23 protein-coding genes are annotated in these 21,445 nt (G+C 73.0%); 7 read left to right on the top strand and 16 right to left on the bottom strand.

The features are described 5' to 3' along the window. Window positions 1-235 precede the first annotated feature (235 nt). Both OO68_RS18840 and OO68_RS18835 read right to left on the bottom strand, forming a co-directional pair. Complete coding sequence (locus OO68_RS18840; protein ID WP_033309538.1) at window positions 236-1,063, bottom strand: class I SAM-dependent methyltransferase; 828 nt, start codon at window positions 1,061-1,063, stop codon at window positions 236-238. Window positions 1,064-1,133: 70 nt separating this feature from the next. Then, window positions 1,134-1,532 (bottom strand): nuclear transport factor 2 family protein, encoded by a 399-nt coding sequence (locus OO68_RS18835; protein ID WP_033309537.1) that lies wholly within the window; start codon window positions 1,530-1,532, stop codon window positions 1,134-1,136. Between the two features lie 69 nt (window positions 1,533-1,601). Here OO68_RS18835 and OO68_RS18830 point away from each other — a divergent pair, with 69 nt between their 5' ends. Together OO68_RS18830 and OO68_RS18825 are read left to right on the top strand one after the other, a co-directional pair. Then, window positions 1,602-2,204 (top strand): PadR family transcriptional regulator, encoded by a 603-nt coding sequence (locus OO68_RS18830; protein WP_051814719.1) that lies wholly within the window; start codon window positions 1,602-1,604, stop codon window positions 2,202-2,204. A 4-nt stretch (window positions 2,205-2,208) separates the two neighbouring features. Then, window positions 2,209-2,934 (top strand): class I SAM-dependent methyltransferase, encoded by a 726-nt coding sequence (locus OO68_RS18825; protein WP_033309536.1) that lies wholly within the window; start codon window positions 2,209-2,211, stop codon window positions 2,932-2,934. 66 nt (window positions 2,935-3,000) lie between these two features. Here OO68_RS18825 and OO68_RS18820 read toward each other — a convergent pair whose 3' ends face one another. The 8 genes from OO68_RS18820 to OO68_RS18785 form a co-directional block, all read right to left on the bottom strand. After that, complete coding sequence (locus OO68_RS18820) at window positions 3,001-3,822, bottom strand: alpha/beta fold hydrolase (protein WP_033309535.1); 822 nt, start codon at window positions 3,820-3,822, stop codon at window positions 3,001-3,003. Window positions 3,823-3,894: 72 nt separating this feature from the next. Continuing rightward, entirely contained in the window at window positions 3,895-4,704 is an 810-nt protein-coding gene (locus OO68_RS18815; protein WP_033309534.1) for a GntR family transcriptional regulator, read from the bottom strand. A 130-nt stretch (window positions 4,705-4,834) separates the two neighbouring features. Then, a complete protein-coding gene (locus OO68_RS18810; RefSeq protein ID WP_033309533.1) occupies window positions 4,835-6,001 on the bottom strand; it encodes an EstA family serine hydrolase in 1,167 nt (388 codons plus the stop codon). Between the two features lie 111 nt (window positions 6,002-6,112). Further along, the gene (locus tag OO68_RS18805; protein WP_033309532.1) at window positions 6,113-7,081 is read right to left on the bottom strand and encodes an acetylxylan esterase; all 969 of its coding nucleotides are present in this window, start codon (window positions 7,079-7,081) and stop codon (window positions 6,113-6,115) included. Window positions 7,082-7,219: 138 nt separating this feature from the next. Then, on the bottom strand, window positions 7,220-7,804 hold the full coding sequence (locus OO68_RS18800; RefSeq protein ID WP_033309531.1) for an Rv1733c family protein: 585 nt from the start codon (window positions 7,802-7,804) through the stop codon (window positions 7,220-7,222). Between the two features lie 210 nt (window positions 7,805-8,014). After that, a complete protein-coding gene (locus OO68_RS18795; protein WP_033309530.1) occupies window positions 8,015-8,770 on the bottom strand; it encodes a ferredoxin reductase in 756 nt (251 codons plus the stop codon). Then, on the bottom strand, window positions 8,763-9,368 hold the full coding sequence (locus OO68_RS18790; protein WP_033309529.1) for a sulfite oxidase-like oxidoreductase: 606 nt from the start codon (window positions 9,366-9,368) through the stop codon (window positions 8,763-8,765). Before OO68_RS18790 ends, OO68_RS18795 begins: the two co-directional genes overlap by 8 nt. 106 nt (window positions 9,369-9,474) lie before the next feature. Further along, complete coding sequence (locus OO68_RS18785; RefSeq protein ID WP_403548090.1) at window positions 9,475-9,927, bottom strand: MarR family winged helix-turn-helix transcriptional regulator; 453 nt, start codon at window positions 9,925-9,927, stop codon at window positions 9,475-9,477. A 232-nt stretch (window positions 9,928-10,159) separates the two neighbouring features. Here OO68_RS18785 and OO68_RS18780 point away from each other — a divergent pair, with 232 nt between their 5' ends. Then, window positions 10,160-10,996: a putative protein N(5)-glutamine methyltransferase gene (locus tag OO68_RS18780; protein WP_051814718.1), complete on the top strand. Its 837-nt coding sequence runs from the start codon at window positions 10,160-10,162 to the stop codon at window positions 10,994-10,996. Here the strand turns inward: OO68_RS18780 and OO68_RS18775 are convergent. Next, window positions 10,956-13,058 (bottom strand): SpoIIE family protein phosphatase, encoded by a 2,103-nt coding sequence (locus OO68_RS18775; protein ID WP_033309527.1) that lies wholly within the window; start codon window positions 13,056-13,058, stop codon window positions 10,956-10,958. The genes OO68_RS18780 and OO68_RS18775 overlap by 41 nt on opposite strands. A gap of 249 nt (window positions 13,059-13,307) precedes the next feature. On the opposite strand from OO68_RS18775, the gene OO68_RS18770 reads away from it, so the two are divergent. The 3 genes from OO68_RS18770 to OO68_RS18760 all read left to right on the top strand — a co-directional run bounded on the left by OO68_RS18770 (window position 13,308) and on the right by OO68_RS18760 (window position 16,443). Beyond that, window positions 13,308-13,676, top strand: coding sequence for a hypothetical protein (locus OO68_RS18770; protein ID WP_033309575.1), 369 nt, complete (start codon window positions 13,308-13,310; stop codon window positions 13,674-13,676). A gap of 171 nt (window positions 13,677-13,847) precedes the next feature. Next, complete coding sequence (locus OO68_RS18765) at window positions 13,848-15,863, top strand: NADPH-dependent 2,4-dienoyl-CoA reductase (protein ID WP_033309526.1); 2,016 nt, start codon at window positions 13,848-13,850, stop codon at window positions 15,861-15,863. 28 nt (window positions 15,864-15,891) lie between these two features. Further along, window positions 15,892-16,443, top strand: a complete 552-nt coding sequence (locus OO68_RS18760) for a PadR family transcriptional regulator (RefSeq protein WP_033309525.1) — start codon at window positions 15,892-15,894, stop codon at window positions 16,441-16,443. An 85-nt stretch (window positions 16,444-16,528) separates the two neighbouring features. On the opposite strand, the gene OO68_RS18755 is transcribed toward OO68_RS18760, so the two are convergent. Both OO68_RS18755 and OO68_RS18750 read right to left on the bottom strand, forming a co-directional pair. Beyond that, window positions 16,529-17,068 carry a hypothetical protein gene (locus OO68_RS18755; protein WP_033309524.1) on the bottom strand — a complete coding sequence of 180 codons (540 nt, stop codon included), beginning with the start codon at window positions 17,066-17,068 and terminating at the stop codon, window positions 16,529-16,531. A 169-nt stretch (window positions 17,069-17,237) separates the two neighbouring features. Beyond that, window positions 17,238-18,227, bottom strand: a complete 990-nt coding sequence (locus OO68_RS18750) for a fibronectin type III domain-containing protein (protein WP_245237048.1) — start codon at window positions 18,225-18,227, stop codon at window positions 17,238-17,240. A 410-nt stretch (window positions 18,228-18,637) separates the two neighbouring features. Between OO68_RS18750 and OO68_RS18745 the strand changes: the two genes are divergently transcribed. Next, window positions 18,638-19,336 carry a glycoside hydrolase family 75 protein gene (locus OO68_RS18745; protein ID WP_033309523.1) on the top strand — a complete coding sequence of 233 codons (699 nt, stop codon included), beginning with the start codon at window positions 18,638-18,640 and terminating at the stop codon, window positions 19,334-19,336. A 64-nt stretch (window positions 19,337-19,400) separates the two neighbouring features. On the opposite strand, the gene OO68_RS18740 is transcribed toward OO68_RS18745, so the two are convergent. The 3 genes from OO68_RS18740 to dhaK are packed head-to-tail and all read right to left on the bottom strand — an operon-like array spanning window position 19,401 to window position 21,445. Then, a complete protein-coding gene (locus OO68_RS18740; RefSeq protein WP_033309522.1) occupies window positions 19,401-19,811 on the bottom strand; it encodes a PTS-dependent dihydroxyacetone kinase phosphotransferase subunit DhaM in 411 nt (136 codons plus the stop codon). Next, complete coding sequence (dhaL, locus tag OO68_RS18735; RefSeq protein ID WP_033309521.1) at window positions 19,804-20,403, bottom strand: dihydroxyacetone kinase subunit DhaL; 600 nt, start codon at window positions 20,401-20,403, stop codon at window positions 19,804-19,806. Before dhaL ends, OO68_RS18740 begins: the two co-directional genes overlap by 8 nt. Window positions 20,404-20,452: 49 nt before the next feature. Beyond that, a complete protein-coding gene (gene dhaK / locus OO68_RS18730) occupies window positions 20,453-21,445 on the bottom strand; it encodes a dihydroxyacetone kinase subunit DhaK (RefSeq protein ID WP_033309520.1) in 993 nt (330 codons plus the stop codon).

The raw sequence follows: 21,445 nt of genomic DNA, 5'->3' as shown, positions 1-21,445 counted from the left end.
CTTTCACGGACGGCAGGCACAGGACATGCGAGGGGAGGGGGAGAGGGCCGCGAGGGGAGGGGCCTGGGGCACGCCTCCGGGCGGCGGAGAGACAGCACCTCGGATACGACGGAACACGTCGTGGTGCTGGAAAGGATGAAGAGAGAGAAGAACTGGCACCGGCGCCCGCAAAAGGGGCGTGCACGAGTGCTCTTCGCACTGTACCACCGGGAGAGGCGGACGGGGCAGGATTATCTCAGCGCGTGGCCAGCAGCCCGTACAGCAACGGGATCCGCGGCTCGGGCAGGCGCCACCAGCCGGACTCGGTGCGTACCATCTGCGGCCAGCGCGGCCAGGGGAGTTCGTCACCCTCCCGCAGCCGCCGCACGGCGAGTCCCGCCCCCGTCAACGCGGTGAGGACCTCGCCGATTCCGTGCATCCACTCGTAACTGTCCGTGGCGCCCTCGACGGCCGGGCCGTCCGTGTAGGTGTGGGTTCCGTCGCGGTGCACCGGGCCGGCGCCGCCCAGGTAGTCGTGGCGCAGGAGCAGCTCGGGTCCCTCGCCCGGAGCGGGCTTCGGTCCGAGCGAGTTGAGCAGGGGATGGAACTCGACGACGTACAACCGGCCCCCGGGCCGCAGCAGTCGGTGAATGGTCTCCGCCCACCGGTCCAGGTCCGGCAGGTAGCACAGGGCGCCCTTGCCGGTGTACACGACGTCGAACCGCCGCCCGGCCAGGGCCTCGACGGCGTCATACACGTTCGCCCGGACGTACGACACGTCGGCGCCTGCGGTCGCCGCGATGTCCTGGGCGGCCGCCACGGACGCCGCGGAGAAGTCGAGGCCGACGGCCCGGGCGCCACGCCGCGCGAAGGCGATCGTCTCCGTGCCGAGATGGCACTGGAGATGGAGCACGTCACGCCCGGCCAGCTCGCCGAGGTCCTCCCACTCGAACGGGGCGAACCAGCGCTCGGGGTCGAGGTCCTCGTGGAGGCCGTAGAACCGGCTGGCGAGGTGGACGGGCGTGCGGGCGTCCCAGTTCGCCTGGTTGGCCCGCATCAGCCGGTCGTGCTCGGCGGACGTCATGGGGACATCCAACCGTGAACCGTCCGCGGGCGCCGGGAGAACGCGGGAAACGGATCGGTGGACCTGTCGCTCAGACCGAGCGGGCGCGCACCTCCTCGGCGATCCGCTCGAACTGCTCACCCATGGCCGCCGCGAGGGCCTGAGCCCCCGACAACGGGCGCACCATGACCGTGAATTCGTCGATGAGCCCGTCCTCGTCGACGTGGATGAAGTCGCAGCCGTTGATCTCCCGGTCACCCACGCGCGCGGTGAAGACCAGGGCGTGGTCGCGGCCGTTCGCGTCGTTGATCTCACGCACGTAACGGAAGTCCTGGAAGACCTCGGATACCGCGCGCAGGATCGCGGCCGTGATCGCCTTCCCGGCGTACGGCTTGAACACGACCGGGCTGGTGAAGACCACGTCCGGCGCCAGCAGCGCCTCGGCGGCGTCGAGGTCGAGCTTCTCGACGGCCTCCCGGAATGCACGCATCGAATCCGCCTTAGTCAATTTGTTGAGTAGGTCCGGAGTACATTAGTCACCCGTTGGTACGGTGTCCACATGTCTCTCAAGTACGCCGTTCTCGCCGCGCTCCTGGAGGGTGAGGCCTCGGGGTACGAGCTGTCGAAGGTCTTCGACGTGTCGCTGGCCAACTTCTGGGCCTCGACCCCGCAGCAGCTCTACCGGGAACTGGAGCGCCTCGCGCAGGACGGGCTGATCGAGGCCAGGGTGGTCCGCCAGGAACGGCGGCCCGACAAGCGCATGTTCACGCTGACCGAGGCCGGCCGTGCGGACCTGCGCACGTTCGCCGCCGCACCACCCCGTCGTCCCACCGCCATCCGCGACGAACTCCTCATCAAGATCCAGGCGATGGACGGCGCCGATCCCGGGGCGACCCGCGCGCTGGTCGAGGAGCGCCAGGCGTGGGCCCGCGGCAAGCTCGCCCGGTACCGGCGCGTGCGCGAGCGCCTCCTGGCCGGCCGCAGCGAGGAGGAGTATCTCCGGGAGGCCGACCGCGTCGGCCCGTACCTCACCCTGATGGGAGGCATCGGCTTCGAGGAGGAGAACCTCCGCTGGTGCGAGCGCGTGCTCGCCGTCCTGGAGCAGCGGGCCTCCCTGGAGGGGGCTCCTGACGCAACTCCGCGGCGCCGCGCCCTAGGCTGAGCCGATGTTCAGCCCCGAAGGCCCCAGTCTGCGCGAGCTCGCCGTCCAGGCGCTGTCGTCCGTCGAGCGCGGCTACGACCTCCTCGCGCCGAAGTTCGACCACACGCCGTTCCGTACACCCGAGGCGGTCCTCGACGCCGTCGGCTCGCTGCTGCGGCGGACCGGGCCCTACGACGCCGGACTCGACTTGTGCTGCGGCACCGGAGCGGGCGTCGGGGTCCTTGCGCAGGTGTGCCGTGAGCGGGTCACCGGCGTCGACTTCAGCGCGGGCATGCTCGACGTCGCACGGAAGCAGGCCGCGCCGACGGGCCCGCCGGTCTCCTGGGTCCGGGCCGATGCCCGTGCCCTGCCCTTCGCGCCCGCGTTCGACCTGGTGGTGACCTTCGGGGCCTTCGGGCACTTCCTGCCCCGCGAACTGCCCGGGCTGTTCGCGCAGGTCCGGTCCGTCCTGCGGCCGGGCGGCAGCTTCGCGTTCCCGCTGGTCGCCCCGCCCCGCCCGGGCTCGCCCGGCTACTGGACACTGCTCGGCTTCGACACCGTGATGCGGGTGCGCAACGCGCTCTGGCGGCCCCCGTTCGTCATGTACTACCGCGCGTTCCGCCTGGGAGACGTGCGGCGCGGACTCACGGAGGCCGGCTTCCGGGTGGAGCTCCACGCGCTGCCCGAGTTCGGGCGGCGACCGGACGGCAGCCCCCGGGTACGGCTCGTCATGGCCAGGCTGCCGGGCTAGGTGTGCTGTTCGGGCAGGTTGGTGACGCGGCTGGCTGGCGTTTGGCCGCCGATTCCGGTGTGCGGGTCAGCCGCGCAGGAAGTTCAGCAGATCGTCGTTGAACGCCTTCTCGAAGTCGCCGACCAGGCCGTGCGGCGCGCCCGGGTACACCTTCAGCGTCGCGTCCTTGACGAGCTGGGAGGTCCGGTGGGCCGAGGCGGCGATCGGCACGATCTGGTCGTCGTCCCCGTGCGCGACGAGCGTCGGCACGTCGATGCGCCCGAGGTCCTCGGTGAAGTCGGTCTCCGAGAACTGCGCGACGCAGTCGTAGGCGCCCTTCAGCCCGGCCTGCATGCTCCACATCCAGAACGCCCGCCGCACGCCCTCCGACACGGCGGCGCCGGGCCGGTTGAAGCCGTAGAAGCTCTCGCTCAGCTCCCAGTAGAACTGCGAGCGGTCCGCCGCGACGCCGGCCCGGATCCCGTCGAAGACGTCCTTCGGCGTGCCCTCCGGACTGGCCTCCGTCCGCAGCATCAGCGGCGGCACCGCGCCCAGCAGCACCACCTTGGCGACCCGCGCGGTCCCGTGCCGTCCGATGTACCGGGCCACTTCGCCACCGCCGGTCGAATGCCCCACCAGGACCGCGTCGCGGAGGTCCAGCGCCTCGATCAGCTCGGCCAGGTCGTCGGCGTACCGGTCCATGTGGTTGCCCTGCCAGGGCTGTCCGGAGCGGCCGTGCCCGCGGCGGTCGTGTGCGATCGCCCGGAAGCCGTGCTCGGCGACCAGCCGGGCCTGGCCGTCCCAGGCGTCCGCGTTGAGGGGCCAGCCGTGACTGAACACCACCGGCTGCCCCTCGCTCCAGTCCTTGTAGTAGAGCTCGGTTCCGTCGGAGGTCGTGAAGGTGGCCATGGGGATGGATCCTTTCGGAAGTCGCCTGGGGAAGCCGTGCGGGGAAGCCGTGCCGTGTTCCGATGATCTCCGTCATCTCCGGAAACCGGCGTGGGCAGTCCGCCGAACGGGTGACCGATGCTGGTTCGCCGGGGCCGGTACCGCTCGGCCCGGCAGTGTGAACTCGTAGACCAGCGCGTCCCGTTGGGCGTCCACCACGAGATCGGTGATCTCCAGCGGGCGCGCGTACTGGTCGTGCACCCGTCGCGTGACCCGTACCGAGGGGGTGCTCGCGAGGGGCGTGATGGCATCACGGTGGTGCAGGCTCAGACCGGCCCGGCGCATCCAGTCGTAGGCGCGCCGCAGCTGCGCGGCGGCGGTGCCGTCGGCGCGGTCGCGGTAGCGCGCCAGCTCCTCCACCTCCGCGAGCGCGACGGCGGAGAACGAGGTCACGGCGGTCCGCAGACCCTGTCCGTCGGCGGTCGCGTACCGGTAGCGGTGGACCAGGGTCGGGCGGCCGGGGGCCAGCTCCAGGGCCTCGGCGTGGTCCGCCGAGGGTGGCTCCCAGGTGACCGTGGCGCGGGCGACACCGCCCGGCGCCGCCGTCCGGGCCCCGACCGGGAAGGTGAGCGACGCCGGGGTCTCGACCGGCAGGCCGGGCAGGGTGGCGTGACTGCCGCGCCGGTCGGTGGCGACGAGGCCGTCGCGGCGCAGGAGGCCCAGCGCCTGCCGTACGGTCTCCCGGCTGACCCCGAAGTGACCGGCCAGCCGCCTCTCCCCGGGCAGTCGTTCACCGGGCGGGACGATGCCGTCGCGCAGCTCGTTGAGCAACTCCGTCGCGATCCGGCTGTACAAGGGCTCTCCCTCGGCCGACGGGGGGTCGTGCGGGGTGGTGCGGGCCATGCCGCCCCTCCTGTGGGTGACGTTCGGTAGCCGTTCGGGCTCGGTGCGCCACCACATCTAGCATTGGTCTAAACCAGCAGGGAAGGGCGGCCGGGCGGTTCGGCCGAAACCGGCCCGCCCGCGCCCGCCCTCACAGCGCGCTGTACAACGCGTCGACCAACGCCGTCTTCCGCGGGTCGTTGGCTATGCGGGGACCCATCCGGTTCATCACATAGCCCAGGGACACTCCCGCCTCAGGGTCGGCGAGTCCGCAAGAGCCACCGAAGCCGTCGTGTCCGAAAGCGCGCGGGTTGGGCCCGTACCAGCCGTCGGGGCCGCTGAGCCAGAGGCCGAGGCCGACCTCTGTCTCGTGCTCGAAGCCGGCGCCGAGCACCAGGTCCCGGCAGCTCCCCTGCCCCTCGCGCACCCGCTCCGCCGCTTTTGGCGACAGGATGCGCCGGCCCCCGTACGAGCCGCGCCCCGCGAAGACGCCGTACAGCCCGGCGACGGCACGCGCGGTGCCGTGCCCGTTCGCCGCCGGAATCTCGGCGGCCCGCCACCCGGGGGTGCCGGCCGCGGCGGCGGACACCGCCGGGTTGGTCAGCGCCGCGACGGCCGCGGGCGCCAACTGCGCGAAGACGGCCGCCTGTTCACTGCTCGCCGCGACCGCCGGCTGGACCAGTTCGGCCGCCCGGCCGGCGTCCCGCTCGGGCAGTCCGATGCGGAAGTCGATGCCGAGCGGCCCCGTCACCTCCCGCGCCAGGAACGCGCCCGGCCGCAGCCCCGACACCCGCCGTACGACCTCGCCGACCAGGTGGCCGTAGGTCAGCGCGTGATAGCCGGAGCGGGTACCCGGCTCCCACCAGGGCTCGGTCGCCGCGAGCCGCTGCGTGGTCAGCTCCCAGTCGTAGAGCTGCTCCAGCGCGTGCGGCTCACGCAGGCCGGCGAGGCCCGCCCGGTGGGACAACAGGTGCCGGACGAGGACCTTCTCCTTGCCCGCCGCCGCGAATTCGGGCCAGTACACGGCCACCGGCGCGTCCAGGTCCAGCAGCCCCCGGTCGGCGAGGATGTGCGCGCACAGCGCCACCGGCCCCTTGGTCGTGGACCACACGTTGACCAGGGTGTCCCGCTCCCAGGGGCGGGAGCGGGCCGCGTCCGCCCAGCCGCCCCACAGGTCCACCACGGTCTCGCCGCCGACGGTGACGGCCACCGCGGCGCCCAGTTCGTCCCGCTCCCGGAAGTTCTCCTCGAACGCCGTGCGTACCGCCGTGAACCGTGCGTCGCAGTGACCGTGCACCTGCGTTTCGTTCCCGGACATGAGCCCCCTCCGCCGACCGTCACCGGCCCGGGCGCCGCGTCGCGGCCCGGGCGCGATGAACGTACCGACTGGTCGGACCAGGTGGAAGCTCGTCGGGGGTGAACGGCCGGATCAGATGTACGAGCGCATCCAGCGCAACTTGAGCGCCTGCTGGAACGGGCCGCCGCCCTCGTGGTCGTTGAAGTCGTAGACCTCGATCGCCTTGTCCTCGTGGCTCCACGCGTTGAACGCCGCGAAGACGGTCGAGGGCGGGCAGGTCTGGTCCTCCAGGGCGGCCGAGAAGAGCGCCGGTGCCCGGCCGCGGGCGGCGAAGTGCACGCCGTCGAAGTAGGACACCGTGCGCAGGGCGTCCTCGGTGCGGCCGCGGTGCGTCTTGAGGTAGAGGCCGATCTCCCGGTACGGGTGCCGGTCGGTGATCGTCGCAGCACGCGGGAAGTCGCACAAGAACGGTACGTCCGGCGCGATGCCCGCCAGGTCCGGGACCAGGCCGCCCACCGCGATCGTGATGCCGCCGCCCTGGCTGGAACCGACGGCCACCGTGCGCGCCGGGTCGGTGAGGGGGTGCGAACGGGCCGCCTCCACGGCACGCACGGCGTCCGTGTAGACCCGGCGGTAGTAGTAGTTCTCCGGGGCGTCGATGCCGCGCGTCATGAAACCGGGGTACGCGGGCGCACCGCCCACCGGGTCCGCCGTGCCGCCGCCCCCGCCCCAGGCGCTGCCCTGCCCGCGGGTGTCCATCACGAAGTGCGCCCGGCCCGAGGACGCCCACAGCAGGTGCTCGTGGGGCAGCCCGCGCCCGCCGCCGTAACCGATGAACTCCACGACCAGCGGCAGCGGGCCCTCCGCTCCGGCCGGCAGCGTCAGCCACCCCTTGACCGGATGACCACCGAACCCGGCGAATGTCACGTCGAACACCTGCACGGTGGACAGGCCCGTGTCGACCGGTTCGAAGCGGGCGTCCAGATCGTGCCCCCGCGCTTCCTGGAGCGTCTTGGACCAGAACGCGTCGAAGTCCTCGGGTTCGGTGGCTGCGCTGCGGTACTCGCGGAGTTCGTCGAGCGGAAGGTCGAACAGGGCCATGCAGGACCGCCTTGGATGAGGAGCAGCTACGAGGGCAGTGCGGATGATCACACTACGGGGGTGATCGGAGGACTGAACAGGGTGCTGTTCCGGCCTCACCGCCGGGCCGGCCACCGGCGCGGAGGTCCGCCGCGCGTCTCACGCGTCGCGGTGCGTCCACTGCGGTTCCGTGCGGGCCCATGCCCGGTCCCACTCCGCCAGCCGGTGGCGCAGCGCCACCCGGCGTACGAGGAAATGGCCGAAGAGCACCACGAGCACCGCACCGCCCGCCGCGCAGGTGCCGATGGTGAGGGTGTGCTGCCAGACCGCCGCTCCGTCCACCGGCGGCAGCACGTTCCGGCCCCGGTCGTCGAACCAGACGTCCACGGTCTCGCCCTGTCGGGTGTCGGCGGGAACCCGGGCCGTAGCGGTGCGCGTGCCTCCGCCCGGCTCGGTCCAGCGCACGGTCGCCCGGTAAGCGTGCTGTCCGCCCGCCTGCACCGAGGGCAGCGAGTCGTCGTTCCTGTCGACCACCTCGGCCCGGACGCGGTGCCGCTCGGCCCGCTGCTCCGCCGACACCGACCGCGCCTCGCCGTGCGCCCAGAGGGCGGCGGCCGTCCCGGCCAGCGGCGCGCCCACGAGGATGAGGACGGCGACCACCAGGACCGTCCACGCTTCCACCACATCCGACCGGCGCCGCAGCGGACTGCTCCGCCAGCGCCAGCCGCGCACCCGGGTTCGCATGCACACCTCCTCGCCGTCACCCCGCGGCGGAGGCCCGGACCGGCCGTGCGCCGCCGCTCCCTCCGCATCACGCCACGCGCGCGAGTGCCCTCACGGACGGAGTACCCCCTCCGGCGCCCACCGATCGCCACGGGTTCGTGGGCACAGCGGAGCGGGCCCGCGGTGGGCCTCCGGCTGGGTGCCCGGCGCGACCGCGGCAAAACACCGGGGTCAGCCGAAACGCTCGATGCGGATCCGGTCCACCGGTTGACCGGCCGTCACCAGCAGCCGGGAGGCGTGCTCGGCGAAGGAGTTGGAGCCACACACATAGGCCTCCCACCCACCGGGGGGCTGCTCGGCCAGGAGCGGCGCCACATGTGCGGCCGCCATACGTCCCACCGCCACACCCTCCGGCGCGCTCCGGGTGAAGACGGCGGTCGTCTCCGCGCCCAACTCCCGGGCGTAGACGAGTTCCTCGGGGCTGCGCGCGGACACCACCAGCCGCAGTGGCACGGCCAGGTTCCGGGCCCGGTGGTGCCGGATCATCGACATCAGCGGTACGACGCCGGAGCCGGCCCCGATGAGCAGCGCGGGCCGGTCGCCCGGCCAGGCGAAGAAGCCGCTCACCGGGCCCCGCACCTCGACCCGGTCGTCGGGCCGGGCGACGGTGTGGAACCAGCCCGACACCTCGCCGCCCTCGACGTGATCCAGGGTCAGCTCGATCTGCCCGGAATCGTCCGGCGCGGACGCGATCGAATAGTGCCGCTGCGCCGCATAGCCGTCCTCGGCGGTCAGCCGCACCATCAGGTGCTGCCCGGGCAGATGCCCCGGCCAGTCCGGCACCGCGAGCCGGAAGGTGGTCACCCGCGGGGTCTCGCGGCGGATCCCCGTGATGGTGGCGGTCTGCCACTCGGACGCGGCCTGCTCGCTCACGGCGATGCGCCCGGGCACGGCGAACCGTGTGGGGGGCACGAAGGTCTCAGTCACCGGAGTACCTCTGCTCCTCCCAGGGGTTGCCCCGCTCGTGGTAGCCGTTGCGCTCCCAGAAGCCAGGCTCGTCGTGGTCGAGGATCCGCAGGCCCGCGATCCACTTGGCGCTCTTCCAGAAGTACAGGTGCGGCACCAGCAGCCGCGCCGGGCCGCCGTGCTCGGGAGCGAGGGGCTTGCCGTCGTATTCCCACGCGATCCAGGCGCGTCCGCCGGTCAGGTCGGCGAGCGGAAGGTTCGCGGTGTAGCCGGTGTGCGAGTAGGCGACGGCATGGGTGGCCGACGTGTGCGGCCGGGCCGAGTCCAGGAACGCGTCCAGGGACACACCCGCGAACCGCACCCCGAACTTCGACCAGCTCGTCACGCAGTGGATCGCGCCCTCGTACGCCGACGGCGGCAGCCGGTGCGCCTCCTCCCAGTCCCAGGTGCGGGGCTCGGCCACCAGTCCGTCGACGCGGAAGGTCCAGTCGGCGGGCGCCAGCTCGGGAGTGACCTCGGCGGACAGCACGGGCCAGTCGTCGCCCGCGTCGTACTGGCCGGGCGGCAGACCGGGGTCGGCGACGCGCGGTCGCCCGGTGAAGCCTCGGGTGATGTGCATGGGGTGGTGCCTCCGGGCGGGCCGGCGGTGCCCCGCCGGACCGGTGTGCTCGGTGTTTGCGTCCTCAACCGTACGTGCAGGCCGTCCTCGTCCCGCCGGCCGGCATCTACGCGTTGTAGCGCACGAGGTACTCCGCGAACCGGCTCAGGTCCTCCTCCGGCCAGCCTGCCAGGCGCTCCCGGAAGGCCGCCCGGCGGCTCTCGGTGACCTGGGCCAGGACGTGCCGCCCGGACCGCGTCAGGTGCAGGACCTGGACACGCTGGTCCGCCGGGTCGGGGCGGCGCTCGATGAGCCCGGCGCGCTCCAGCCCCGCCACCTGGCGGCTGACGGTGGACTTGTCCAGGGCGTAGTGGGCGGCCAGGTCGGTGGCCCGGCATCCGCCGCTCTCCTCCAGGTGCCCCAGCAGCGTGTACGACACCAGCGACAGCTCGGGGTGCATCCGGCCCGCGGCGGCCCGGGCCCGGCGGGCGAAGACCGTCATCTCCCGCTGGATGGTCTCCACGGCGTCGGCGCTGTGCACGGGACCTCCCTCACCACGGTGCTGCACGGCTCCTTCCATGGTTGCACAACCCAACCACTTGACCGGACGGCGTCACGATCGCCGTACGGGGCGGCCGGTGCGTCGGGTAGGGTTGCCGTCCGGCCGGGGAGGACCCGGCCGCCGGAAGCCGAGGAGGTGAGACCCATTACCGCTGTGTCAGCTCGGGTGCTCTCCCCTCGACGTCGCGCGGATCGCCGGTCGTAGGCGATCTCCGGAGCGCCCTTCGGTTCCCGAAAGGCTCTGGGCTTCCATGCCGTCTGTGTCTTCCTCCGTCCCCCCTTCCCTGCCGCCGTCCCGTGACGCGCTCGTCACCGCCCTGCGCACCGCGGGGTGCGTCTTCGCCGAGGACGAGGCCGAGTTGATCCTCGCCACCGCGCGCACCCCGGCCGAGGCCGCCGCCATGGCCGAGCGCCGCGTCGCCGGTCTGCCGCTCGAACTCGTCGTCGGCTGGGCCGAGTTCCGGGGCTTGCGCATCGCCGTCGCCCCCGGTGTCTTCGTACCGCGCCGGCGCACCGAGTTCCTGGTGGAGCAGGCCCTTGAGCAGGCGCCCGGGGCTGCCGTCGTCGTGGACCTGTGCTGCGGGTCGGGCGCCGTGGGAGCGGCTCTGGCCGCCGCGCTCGGCGACGTCGAGCTGCACGCCGCCGACATCGACCCGGCCGCCGTGCGGTGCGCCCGCGGCAACGTCGCCGCCGCTCGCGGCCGGGTGCACCAGGGCGATCTGTTCGAAGCGCTGCCCGTCACGCTGCGCGGCCGCGTCGGTATCCTCGCGGCCAACGTGCCGTACGTGCCGAGCGACGAGATCGGCCTGCTGCCGCAGGAGGCCCGTGACCACGAGCCGCTGGTCGCCCTCGACGGAGGCACGGACGGCCTCGACGTGCTGCGCAGGGTCGCGGCCGAGGCACCCCGCTGGCTCGCCCCCGGCGGCTGCGTCCTGGTGGAGACGAGCCGGCACCAGGCCCCGGCCGCCGTCGAGGCCTTCGCGCGTACCGGCCTGGTGGCACGGCCGGCCGTGTCGGAGGAGCGTCACGCCCACGTGGTGATCGGCGTCAGGCCGCAGGGCTCGCAGGTCCTCGGTCCGGCGGGGTGACCCGCGCGATGAGCAGCGCCACGTCGTCGAAGTTGTCCGGCTCGTGCAGCGTGCGCAGCAGCAGGTCGCAGACCTCTTCCAGCGGCCGGTCGGGCCCGTCGAGCAGGGACAGCAGGGTGCCGAGCCGTTCGTCGAGCGGGTCGCGCCGGGTCTCGACGAGGCCGTCGGTGTAGAACACCAGCCGGTCGCCGGGTTCGAGGCCGACGGTGGTGGTGGAGAAGGCGACACCGCCCACGCCGAGCGGCACGCCGGTCGGCAGGTCGAGCAGCTCCGGGGGCAGGCCCGGCCGCACGCGCACCGGCGGCAGATGCCCGGCGTTGGCGATCCGGCACTGCCGCAGATGCGGGTCGTGCACGGCGTAGACGCAGGTGGCGATGGTCTGTTCGAGACCCGCTGTGATCCTGTCGAGGTGCTCCAGGAGCACGTTCGGGTCGAGGTCGAGGGAGGCGAGGGTGTTGGTCGCCGTGCGCAGCCGCCCCATGGCCGCCGCCGCGGGGATGCCGCTGCCCATCACATCGCCCACGACGAGCGCCGTCTTCCCGGCGTCCAGCGGGATCACGTCGAACCAGTCGCCGCCGACCTCGCTCGTGGCCCCGGCCGGCTGATAGCGGGAGGCGACCTCCAGCCCGCCCGTGACCGGCGGATGGCTGGGCAGCAGGCTGCGCTGGAGGGTGAGCGCGGTCTCACGGGCGCTCTGGTACCAGCGCGCGTTGTCGATCTGCACGGCGGCCCGGGCGGCCAGCTCGCGCGCCAGCAGCAGGTCGTCCTCGCTGAACGGCAGCGGATTGCGGGTGCGCTTGAGGTCCAGGGCCCCCAGCACCTCGCCCCGCGCGATCAGCGGCACCGCGAGATACGAGTGCACCCCGGCCCGGCCCAGCAGCTCGGCCGCCTCGGAAGAACGGGCGATGCGGTCCAGGTCCTCGTCCTTGACCTCAGGCAGCATCACCGGGCTCGCGGTGCGCACGCACTGGGTGACGAGCCGGTCGGGGGCGTACCGGGCGACCTGCCCGGGCGGGTCGGCCGCCTCCAGCGCCTCGGCGGAGTCGTACCCCTGCACCGCCAGCGCCCGGATGACGGCCGCCTCGGCGGGACCCAGGCTGGTGCGCCGGCCCTGCACCACCGCGTCCAGCAGGTCGACGGCCGCGATGTCGGCCAGCTCCGGCACGGCCACCTCGGCCAGCTCGGCGGCCGTGCGGTCCAGGTCCAGTGTGGTGCCGATCCGGCCCGAGGCGTCGGCGATCAGGGCCAGCCGCCGGCGGGCGGCCTCGGCCTCGATGCCCGCCCGGTACTGCTCGGTGACGTCGACGATCGAGACGGCCACGCCCAGCACCGTCCCGAAGGCGTTCTCCAGCCGGTACAGCGAGATCGACCAGGCGTGGTCCTCGTGCGGGTCGGCCGGGGTGCGGCCGATGGTGGACTGGTCGACGACCGGTGTGCCCGTCTCCAGGACCCGGCGCGTCGCGGTCTCCAGGGCGTCGACGTCCATCCGGGGCACGACCTCCCGGGGCGTGCGTCCCAGGTGTTCCTCGGCGGGCACGCCGTTGATCTCCTCCAGCGCCCTGTTGACCGAGACGTACCGCAGCTGGGTGTCGAGCACGGCCAGCCCGATCGGGGACTGCGCGATCATCCGCGTCGACAGCGCCACCTCCCGCTCCAGCCGGTGCACGGTCGTCTGGTCGGCGCACAGCCCGAGCGCGTAGACGTCGCCCTGGTCGTCCAGCAGCCGCATGTTGCGGAACTCCACCAGCCGGGTGCTGCCGTCCTTGCGGCGGATCGGGAAGGCCCCCGCCCAGCTCTGCCCGGTGCCCATGACATCGGCGAACAGCTTGACCACGAGGTCGACGTGCTGTTCGTGGACCATGATCCGGGCGGCGTACTGCCCGAGCGCCTCCCGCGCCTCGTACCCGAACAGCTCCTCCGCCTGCGGGCTCCACAGCACGATGCGGCCCTCGGCGTCCAGGACCACGGAGGCCACGCGCAGCACGTCCAGCAGCCCGCTCGGGCGCGCCGACCCGCGCACCGGACGGTCGCCCTCGGACTCGGGAGACCCGGCTGCACTCATCCCACGCCCCGCCTTCGCCGTCCTCGCGGCACGCCGTCGTGTGCCGACACCCCATGTTCTACCGCGCGGAGCCGCTTCCCGAAGGCCCCTTCCGTCACCTTCCACCATCTCCCGACACGGCGCGGGCCGCCCCGCAAACCCGTCACCGGAAGCGGTGCACCGCCGGTAGTGCTCGCCGGACGGTGGTGCTTTGCTGGGGTAGGGGCGGATACGGCATCGGTGGCCACGAGAGGAGCGATCACGATGGCGATGGACCACGAGCGACCGCACCCCCACTCCGTCTCGGTGGAGATCAGCGGGTGCAGCAAGCACGACGCCCGGATCGTGTTCGACGCGCTGTGCTCCTGCTTCGAGTCCGACCGGTGCGCCGACGACGTGCCCGAGGAACTGCACGAGACCCGCCCGACCGTCTGGCTCGGCACCTTCGACGTCGCCGACGAGCACGAGGGCGCGCAGCCGGTGCACCTGTCGTCCTCCGTGGAGGCCGACCTGCACGGCGGCTACTGGGCGATCGAACGGTTCCGCACCACCCTGGACTCGCTGTTCGACGTGCACGATCTGAGCACGGTCTCCGGCGACCAGGAGAAGGAACTCCACGTACGTCTGCGGAGCCGGTGACCGCCCCTCACCGCACCGGCCGCCCGGCAGCGCGACCGGCCATGCCCTGACGCCCCCGTAGGGCCCCTGGTCATGGCCCTCCTGTGCCCTCCATCACCTTGTGCAACTAGTTGCACAAACCCGCGGTAGTCCTCTACAACTACAGGCACGACACCGCGCACGGAGGGCCCGATGAGCCGTTACCCGCACCTGCTGACTCCTCTCGACCTGGGCTTCACGACCCTGCCCAACCGGGTCCTCATGGGCTCCATGCACGTGGGCCTGGAGGAGGCCGAGGGCGGCTTCGCGCGCATGGCCGCCTTCTACGCCGCCCGCGCCCGCGGGGGAGTGGGCCTGATCGTCACCGGCGGCATCGCCCCGAACGACGAGGGGCGCCCCTACGAGGGCGGCGCGAAGCTCACCACCGAGGCGGAGGCGGAGCAGCACCGGGTCATCACCGACGCCGTGCACCGCGAGGGCGGGCGGATCGCGATGCAGATCCTGCACTTCGGCCGGTACGCCTACCACAAGGACCTCGTCGCGCCGAGCCCCGTCCAGGCGCCGATCAGCCCCTTCCCGCCCCGCGAGCTCACCGACGCCGACGTCGAGCGGACGATCGAGGACTACGTCCGCGCCGCCCGCCTCGCCCGGCAGGCCGGCTACGACGGCGTGGAGATCATGGGCTCCGAGGGCTACCTCATCAACGAGTTCATCGCCCTGCAGACCAACCACCGCACCGACCGCTGGGGCGGCTCGTACGAGAACCGGACGCGCTTCCCGCTGGAGATCGTGCGCCGGGTGCGCGAGGCGGTCGGCGAGGACTTCATCGTCATCTACCGGCTCTCCATGCTCGACCTCGTCCCGGGCGGCTCGACGCTCGACGAGGTGATCACGCTCGCCAAGGCCGTGGAGGCCGCCGGGGCGACGATCATCAACACCGGCATCGGCTGGCACGAGGCCCGCATTCCCACCATCGCGACGTCCGTGCCGCGCGGCGCGTACACCTGGGTGACCAAGCGGCTCATGGGCGAGGTGTCGGTCCCGCTCGTCACCACCAACCGCATCAACACCCCCGAACTCGCCGAGGAACTGCTCGCCGAGGGCGCGGCCGACATGGTGTCGATGGCCCGCCCGATGCTGGCCGACCCCGACTTCGTCACCAAGGCGGAGGCCGGCCGGCCCGAGGCGATCAACACCTGCATCGGCTGCAACCAGGCCTGCCTCGACCACACCTTCAGCGGCCTGATCACCTCCTGCCTGGTCAACCCGCGCGCCTGCCACGAGACCGAGCTCGTGCTCTCCCCGACCCGGCTGCGCAAGCGCGTCGCGGTCGTCGGGGCGGGGCCGGCCGGGCTGGCCTGCGCGGTCTCCGCCGCCGAGCGCGGGCACGAGGTGACGCTGTTCGACGCGGCGAGTGAGATCGGCGGCCAGCTCAACGTCGCCCGCAAGGTCCCGGGCAAGCAGGAGTTCGACGAGACGCTCCGCTACTTCCGCACCCAGCTCGACTGGCACGGTGTCGACGTCCGGCTGAACACCCCGGTCACCGTCGCGGACGTCGACGGCTACGACGAGGTCGTCGTCGCGACCGGCGTCACTCCGCGCACCCCCGAGATCCCCGGGGTCGACCACCCGAGCGTCGTCGGCTACCTCGACGTCCTGCGCGACGGTGCCCCGGTCGGCGACCGGGTCGCGATCCTCGGCGCGGGCGGCATCGGCTTCGACGTCGCCGAGTTCCTCACCGACGGCGGCGACAAGGCCCACGAGGACCCGGCCACGTACTTCCGCCAGTGGGGCGTCGACATGGACTACCGCGGCCCCGGCGGGCTCGCCACGCCCGAGCGGCCCGCCCCGCCGCGCACCGTCCACCTGCTCCAGCGCAAGACCTCCAAGGTCGGCGCCGGCCTCGGCAAGACCACCGGCTGGATCCACCGCGCGGAACTCAAGCACCGCGGCGTCACCATGGTCCCGGGCGTGCGCTACGACCGGATCGACGACGCCGGAGTGCACATCACCGTGGGCGAGGAGAGCACGGTGCTGGAGGTCGACACGGTCGTGCTCTGCACCGGTCAGGAGCCGCGCCGCGCCCTGTACGAGGAGCTGCTCGCCGCCGGGTGCAGCGCGCACCTCATCGGCGGCGCCGACGTGGCCGCCGAACTGGACGCCAAGCGCGCCATCAAGCAGGGTACCGAGCTCGCGGCCGCCCTGTAGTGCACCGACGCGTCCCTAGGATGAGGCCATGTCACTCCCGCACGCGATCCTCACCGCCCTGCTCGAGAAGCCGTCGTCCGGGCTGGAGCTGACCCGCCGGTTCGACCGGTCGATCGGCTACTTCTGGTCGGCGACGCACCAGCAGATCTATCGCGAGCTCGGGAAGCTGGAGGCCGACGGCCTAATCAGGGCCCTGCCGTCACAGCAGCCGGCCCGCGGGCAGAAGAAGAGTTACGAGGTCCTGCCCGCGGGCCGCGCCGAACTGGCCCGCTGGACCTCCGCCTCCCAGGACCCCAAGCCGCACCGCGACACCCTGCTGCTGCGGCTCAGGGCGGCGGCCGTGGTCGGCACGGCGGGCCTGGAGACCGATCTGCGGCGCCATCTGGAGCTGCACGAGCGGCAGCTGGCGGAATACGAGGAGATCGAGCGGCGCGACTTCCCGCCCGGCCGGGACGGCACCGAGGACCGGCTGCGGCATCTGGTCCTGCGGGCCGGCATCGACCTGGAGACCTTCTGGACCCAGTGGCTGCGGCGCGCCCTGGAGGACTTCGCCGAACTCCCGGACGGCGAACCGACCTGAGCGTCCCGTCCGTCCTCGCCGCGACGTGACGGCGGCCCGCCCGACCGGAGCGCTTCGGAAGGGGCGGGCCGCCGTTCGCACCGGATCAGAGCCGGTGCGGCTTGTTGCGCCGGCGCAGGTACCAGGCCGCCCCGAGCAGACCCGATCCGACCAGCGTGCCGCCCGCCACCAGCGTGACGGTGCCGTAGTCCGTCGAGGACCCGCCGACCCCGCCCATGACGCCGCGGGACGGCGAGGCCGACGGGGTCACGGACCGCGAGGGGGAGGGGGCGGTGGACACCACGACGGACTGGGTGCCGGCGGTGGTGCCGTCCGAGCAGATGACGATCACGGTGTACGTGCCCGGGGTGACGTTCGACCAGGCGGCGGACTGGCTCGTGGACGTCCCCGACAGCGTCACCTGGCGGCCCTGGGCGAAGCTGCCCTGGCTGCTGGTGAGGAGCGATGCGGTGCCCCAGCTGCCGCTGATCTGGGTGCACGAGCTGGTCGTGACCGAGACCGTGGACCCCGTGGTGCTCACGGAGATGCCCGGGCCCGCGACAGCGGCCGAGGCCAGGGCGAAGGGCAGCGCGGCGGCGACTGCCACGGTCAGGCCGGAGCGGAGAACTGGCGATGAGTTGCGCATGTGGACTGCCCTCCGGCGGCACGGTTGGCGGTACATCCCTAGCGCCGCCGAGGGTCGGGGAACGCCCGTGCTGCCTCGGGGTCAGCCAAAGCTCCCTGGGCCCCCACCGCACTCCGAGCGCCCCCGTGCAGGTGACGGGTTCCCGCTCCCGGCCGATGCCGGGGGTACGTCAGCGCCCCGTGCCCGTCGTCACCGCCCGCTCCGCCGAGAAGCCTCCCCAGGTGCCGTCCGGCAGCATCGCCCGGACGCGGACCCGGTGGGTGACACCGGCCTTCCGCCCCACGTAGAAGCTGTACGTGGCCCGGTCGCGCGGCACGCTGCCGCCGTACACCAGGGACGTGGCGGGCCGGCCGTCCAGCTGGACCTGGTACTTGGCGATCTCACCGTCCACGCGGGGTGGCACCCAGCTCAGGTCGACGTGGTACGCCCCGTCCTCGCGGTGGCTCGTCGCCCGGAAGCCCGTGGGGGCCGTGGCGCGGCCGTCGTCCGTGCCCGGGGTGGTGAGGCGGACGGGGGAACCGGCGGGGGAGACGTTGCCCGCCGCGTCCCGGGCCCGGACGGTGAACACGTAGCGCGTGCCGGGCCGCAGCCCCGTGAGCACCGTGGCCGTCTGGCCCCCGCCCACACTGTGGATCTTCGTGCCTCCCTGGTGGATGTCGTACGACACCACGCCCCGGTCGTCCGCCGAGGCGGACCAGGACAGCTGGACGGCCCGGCTTCCGGCCGCCCGGCCGCGGGGCGCCGCCGGGCGGGTCGGCGCGGAGCGGTCGTCGGCGACCGCCGCGGGCGTCCTCGCCCGCACCGTGCGGCTCGGCGGGCCCAGCCGCCCGTCGGTGTCGCGTGCCCGTACGGAGAAGGCGTACTGCGTCGAGGGCCGCAGCCTGGTGACGTCCACCATGTGCTTCGAACCCGGCACCTCGGTGACCTTCGTGGTGCCGCGATACACCTCGTAGACCTCCGCCCCTGCGGTCGCGTTCCACATGACGTGCACGCTCGTCGCGCTGCCCGCCGCGGCGGTGACACCCGTGGGCGCACCGGGCACGGCACCGCCGTCCCCTTCCTCCGCTCCCGCCCAGCCGCACGAGGCGACGAGCGCCAGAGCGCCGCACAGCGCCAGGTTGCGCAGGACGGACGAGGTCGCGGCGGAACGGCTTCGCACGGCACTGCCTCCCGGGGGTGGCACACGTGAATGGTCCGGACCAATATGGCGCCGTTGGCGCGATCACATCAAGAGGGCGTCGCCCGTGGCGTGAAAGCGGCCACCGGAAGAGGGCGTCACCCCGGCCGGGCGCGACCACCCGGGAGAGTTACGTATGCTGAAGGTCCTCACGGTCGAACTCCTGGCGGACACCAGGGAGTTCGGGCCTGTCGCGCGGACAGCTGTCGTCGCAGATCCCGCGCCGGCACAGGCGGCCGGGCGGCCGGGGTCTCACACGGACTCAGGTCCCCGGCCCCTGTCGGGGGTTGGGGCCGTGCACCGTCCGGCCCTCCAGCGGTGGCCGGGTGATCGCCTTGGGGCACAGATTGGGCTGAGTGCCCGTCAGGTTCCCCACGAGAGGCTCCCGTATCGTGCGTGTCCAGTCGCTCACCCTGGCCGCGGCCAGCGCCGCCCTGCTCGCCCCGACGACACCGCCTGCCGCACACACCCACCCCGCGGTATGGCGCAAGAGCACCGTCAGCGCCGCCGAACTGCTCGCCGAGGTGCGGGACTGCGATCCCGTCTCGCGCGGCCACTACCGCAGCGACAACGGCGCCCCCGCGGACATCCCGGTCTGTGGCACCCGCGACGCCGTGTTCTGGAAGGCCGACATGGACATCGACTGCGACGGCCGCCCCGGACCCCGCTGCAACCGCCGCACCGACCCGTACTTCGCCGCGAGCACGGCCTACGCCCAGTCCGACGGCCGCCCTTTGAGCGCCGAACGCCTGCCCTTCATCGTCGTACCGGCGCCGAGCGGCCTCTGGGACTACCGGGATCACGGCATCGGCGGCGGCTCGGTGGTGGCGGTCGTCTACCGCGACCGGGTGCAGTACGCGGTCGTCGGCGACACCGGCCCGCAGGGCATCATCGGGGAGGCGTCCTACGCGACCGCCAAAGCCCTCGGTATCCGCGCCGACCCGCACGGCGGCGGCGCACCCTCCGGCGTCACCTACATCGTCTTCAAGAACACCAAGGTGTCGCCCGTCGAGGACCACGCGGCGGCCGTGACGGAAGGGGAGCGGGCGGCGAGGCGGTTCGCCGACGGGCCCCAGGCCGACGCAGAGTGAGCGGATGACGACGTGTCACGGCGCGGACGGCCTGCGGCCGGGCGTCCCCGGCCGCAGCCGTCGCTCACACCTTCCGGTAGGTGTACGCCTCCGTGGCGGCCGCCTCCACCGCCGCCAGGTCCGCCCCGGTGGACGCCGTGACGACCGCGGCGACGGCACCCTCCACGAAGGGTGCGTCCACCAGGCGCGTCCGCTCCGGGAGTTCGTCGCCCTCCGCGAGCAGCGCCTTCACCGTGAGCACCGCGCTGCCCAGGTCGGTCAGGACGGCGACCCCGGCTCCGCGGTCGACGGACGCGGCCGCGGCGGCGATCAGTTCCGAGTTCGTACCCAGCCCGCCGCCCTCGGTGCCGCCCGCCGGAGCCACCGGCACCACCGCGCCACCGCCCGCGAGCCCCTTCGCCAGCTGCGCGACCGACGCGGCCACCTCCGCGCTGTGCGACACCAGCACGATTCCCACCAGCTGCTCGTCACTCACCGGCGGCCTCCGCGAGTCCGGCGATCAGCAGCGCCGACGACGTGGCGCCCGGGTCCTGGTGGCCGATGCTGCGCTCGCCCACATAGCTCGCCCGGCCCTTGCGCGCCTGCAAGGGCGTCGTCGCCACCGCGCCCTCCTCCGCTGCGGTCCGGGCCGTTGCGAACGAGTCGCCGAGCGCGTCCGCCGCGGGCACCAGCGCGTCGATCATGGTCTTGTCGCCCGGGGCGGCGCCGCCGAGCGTCATGACCGCGTCCACCCCCGCCCGGAACGCCTCGGCCAGCTGCTCCGCGCTGACCTCGCCGGCATCGCCCAGCGCCTTGCCGGTACGGCGCAGCAGCGTCCCGTACAGCGGCCCCGAGGCGCCGCCGACCGTCGAGATCAGCTGGCGTCCGGCCAGGGTCAGGACCCCGCCGGGCGTGTCCGGGGCCTCCTTCTCCAGGGCGGCCACGACGGCCGTGAACCCACGCTGGAGGTTGCTGCCGTGATCGGCGTCCCCGATGGGGGAGTCGAGGGCGGTGAGCCGTTCCGCCTCACGGTCGACGGACGCGGCGGTGGCCGTCATCCAACGGCGGAAGAAATCGGCGTCGAGCACTGGATCTCCTTGCCTGGTAGGTACGTGGTGATCCTCTACCCCCTGTGTGTCACACGCCCCAGCGCAGACCCGGGGTCTTCACCGGCGCGTCGTACAGCCGCAGCAGCTCCTCGTCGACCTGGCACAGCGTGAGCGAGGCGCCCGCCATGTCCAGGGAGGTGACGTAGTTGCCCACCAGGACGCGGGCCACGGGGACGCCGCGCTGGGCGAGCACCCGGTGCACCTCGGCGTTGAAGCCGTACAGCTCCAGCAGGGGCGTCGCACCCATGCCGTTGACCAGGACCAGCACCGGATTGCGCGGCTGCAGGTCCTCCACCACCGCCTCCACGGCCGCCTCGGCGATCTCGCCGGAGGTCATCATGGCGCGCCGCTCCCGGCCCGGCTCGCCGTGGATGCCGATCCCCAACTCCAGTTCGCCCGGCGGCAGATCGAAGGTCGGGCTGCCCTTGGCCGGGGTGCTGCACGCGCTCAGCGCGATCCCGAAACTGCGGGAGCTCTCGTTCACCTGCCGGGCGATGGCCTCGACCCGCTCCAGCGGCATCCCCTCGACAGCGGCGGCGCCCGCGATCTTCTCCACGAACAGGGTCGCGCCCGTGCCGCGCCGCCCGGCCGTGTACAGGCTGTCGGTCACCGCCACGTCATCGTTGACCAGCACCTTCGCGACCTGGATGCCCTCGTCCTCGGCCATCTCGGCGGCCATGTCGAAGTTGAGCACGTCGCCGGTGTAGTTCTTCACGATGAACAGCACGCCGGCCCCGCTGTCCACGGCGGCGGCCGCGCGCAGCATCTGGTCGGGCACGGGGGAGGTGAACACCTCGCCGGGACAGGCCGCCGACAGCATGCCGGGGCCCACGAAACCACCGTGCAACGGTTCGTGCCCCGAGCCGCCGCCCGAGATCAGCCCCACCTGTCCGGCGACGGGGGCGTCCCGCCGCACGATCACCCGGTTCTCCACGTCCACGGTCAGCTCCGGGTGGGCAGCCGCCAGACCGCGCAGCGCGTCCGCGACCACGGTCTCCGGGACGTTGATCAGCATCTTCAC

Origin of the sequence: Streptomyces iakyrus (assembly GCF_000717055.1) — a bacterium.
Classification (GTDB): domain Bacteria; phylum Actinomycetota; class Actinomycetes; order Streptomycetales; family Streptomycetaceae; genus Streptomyces; species Streptomyces iakyrus.
The sequence above is the reverse complement of the archived record's forward strand: the minus strand, read 5'-3'. Positions and strand labels throughout refer to the sequence as shown.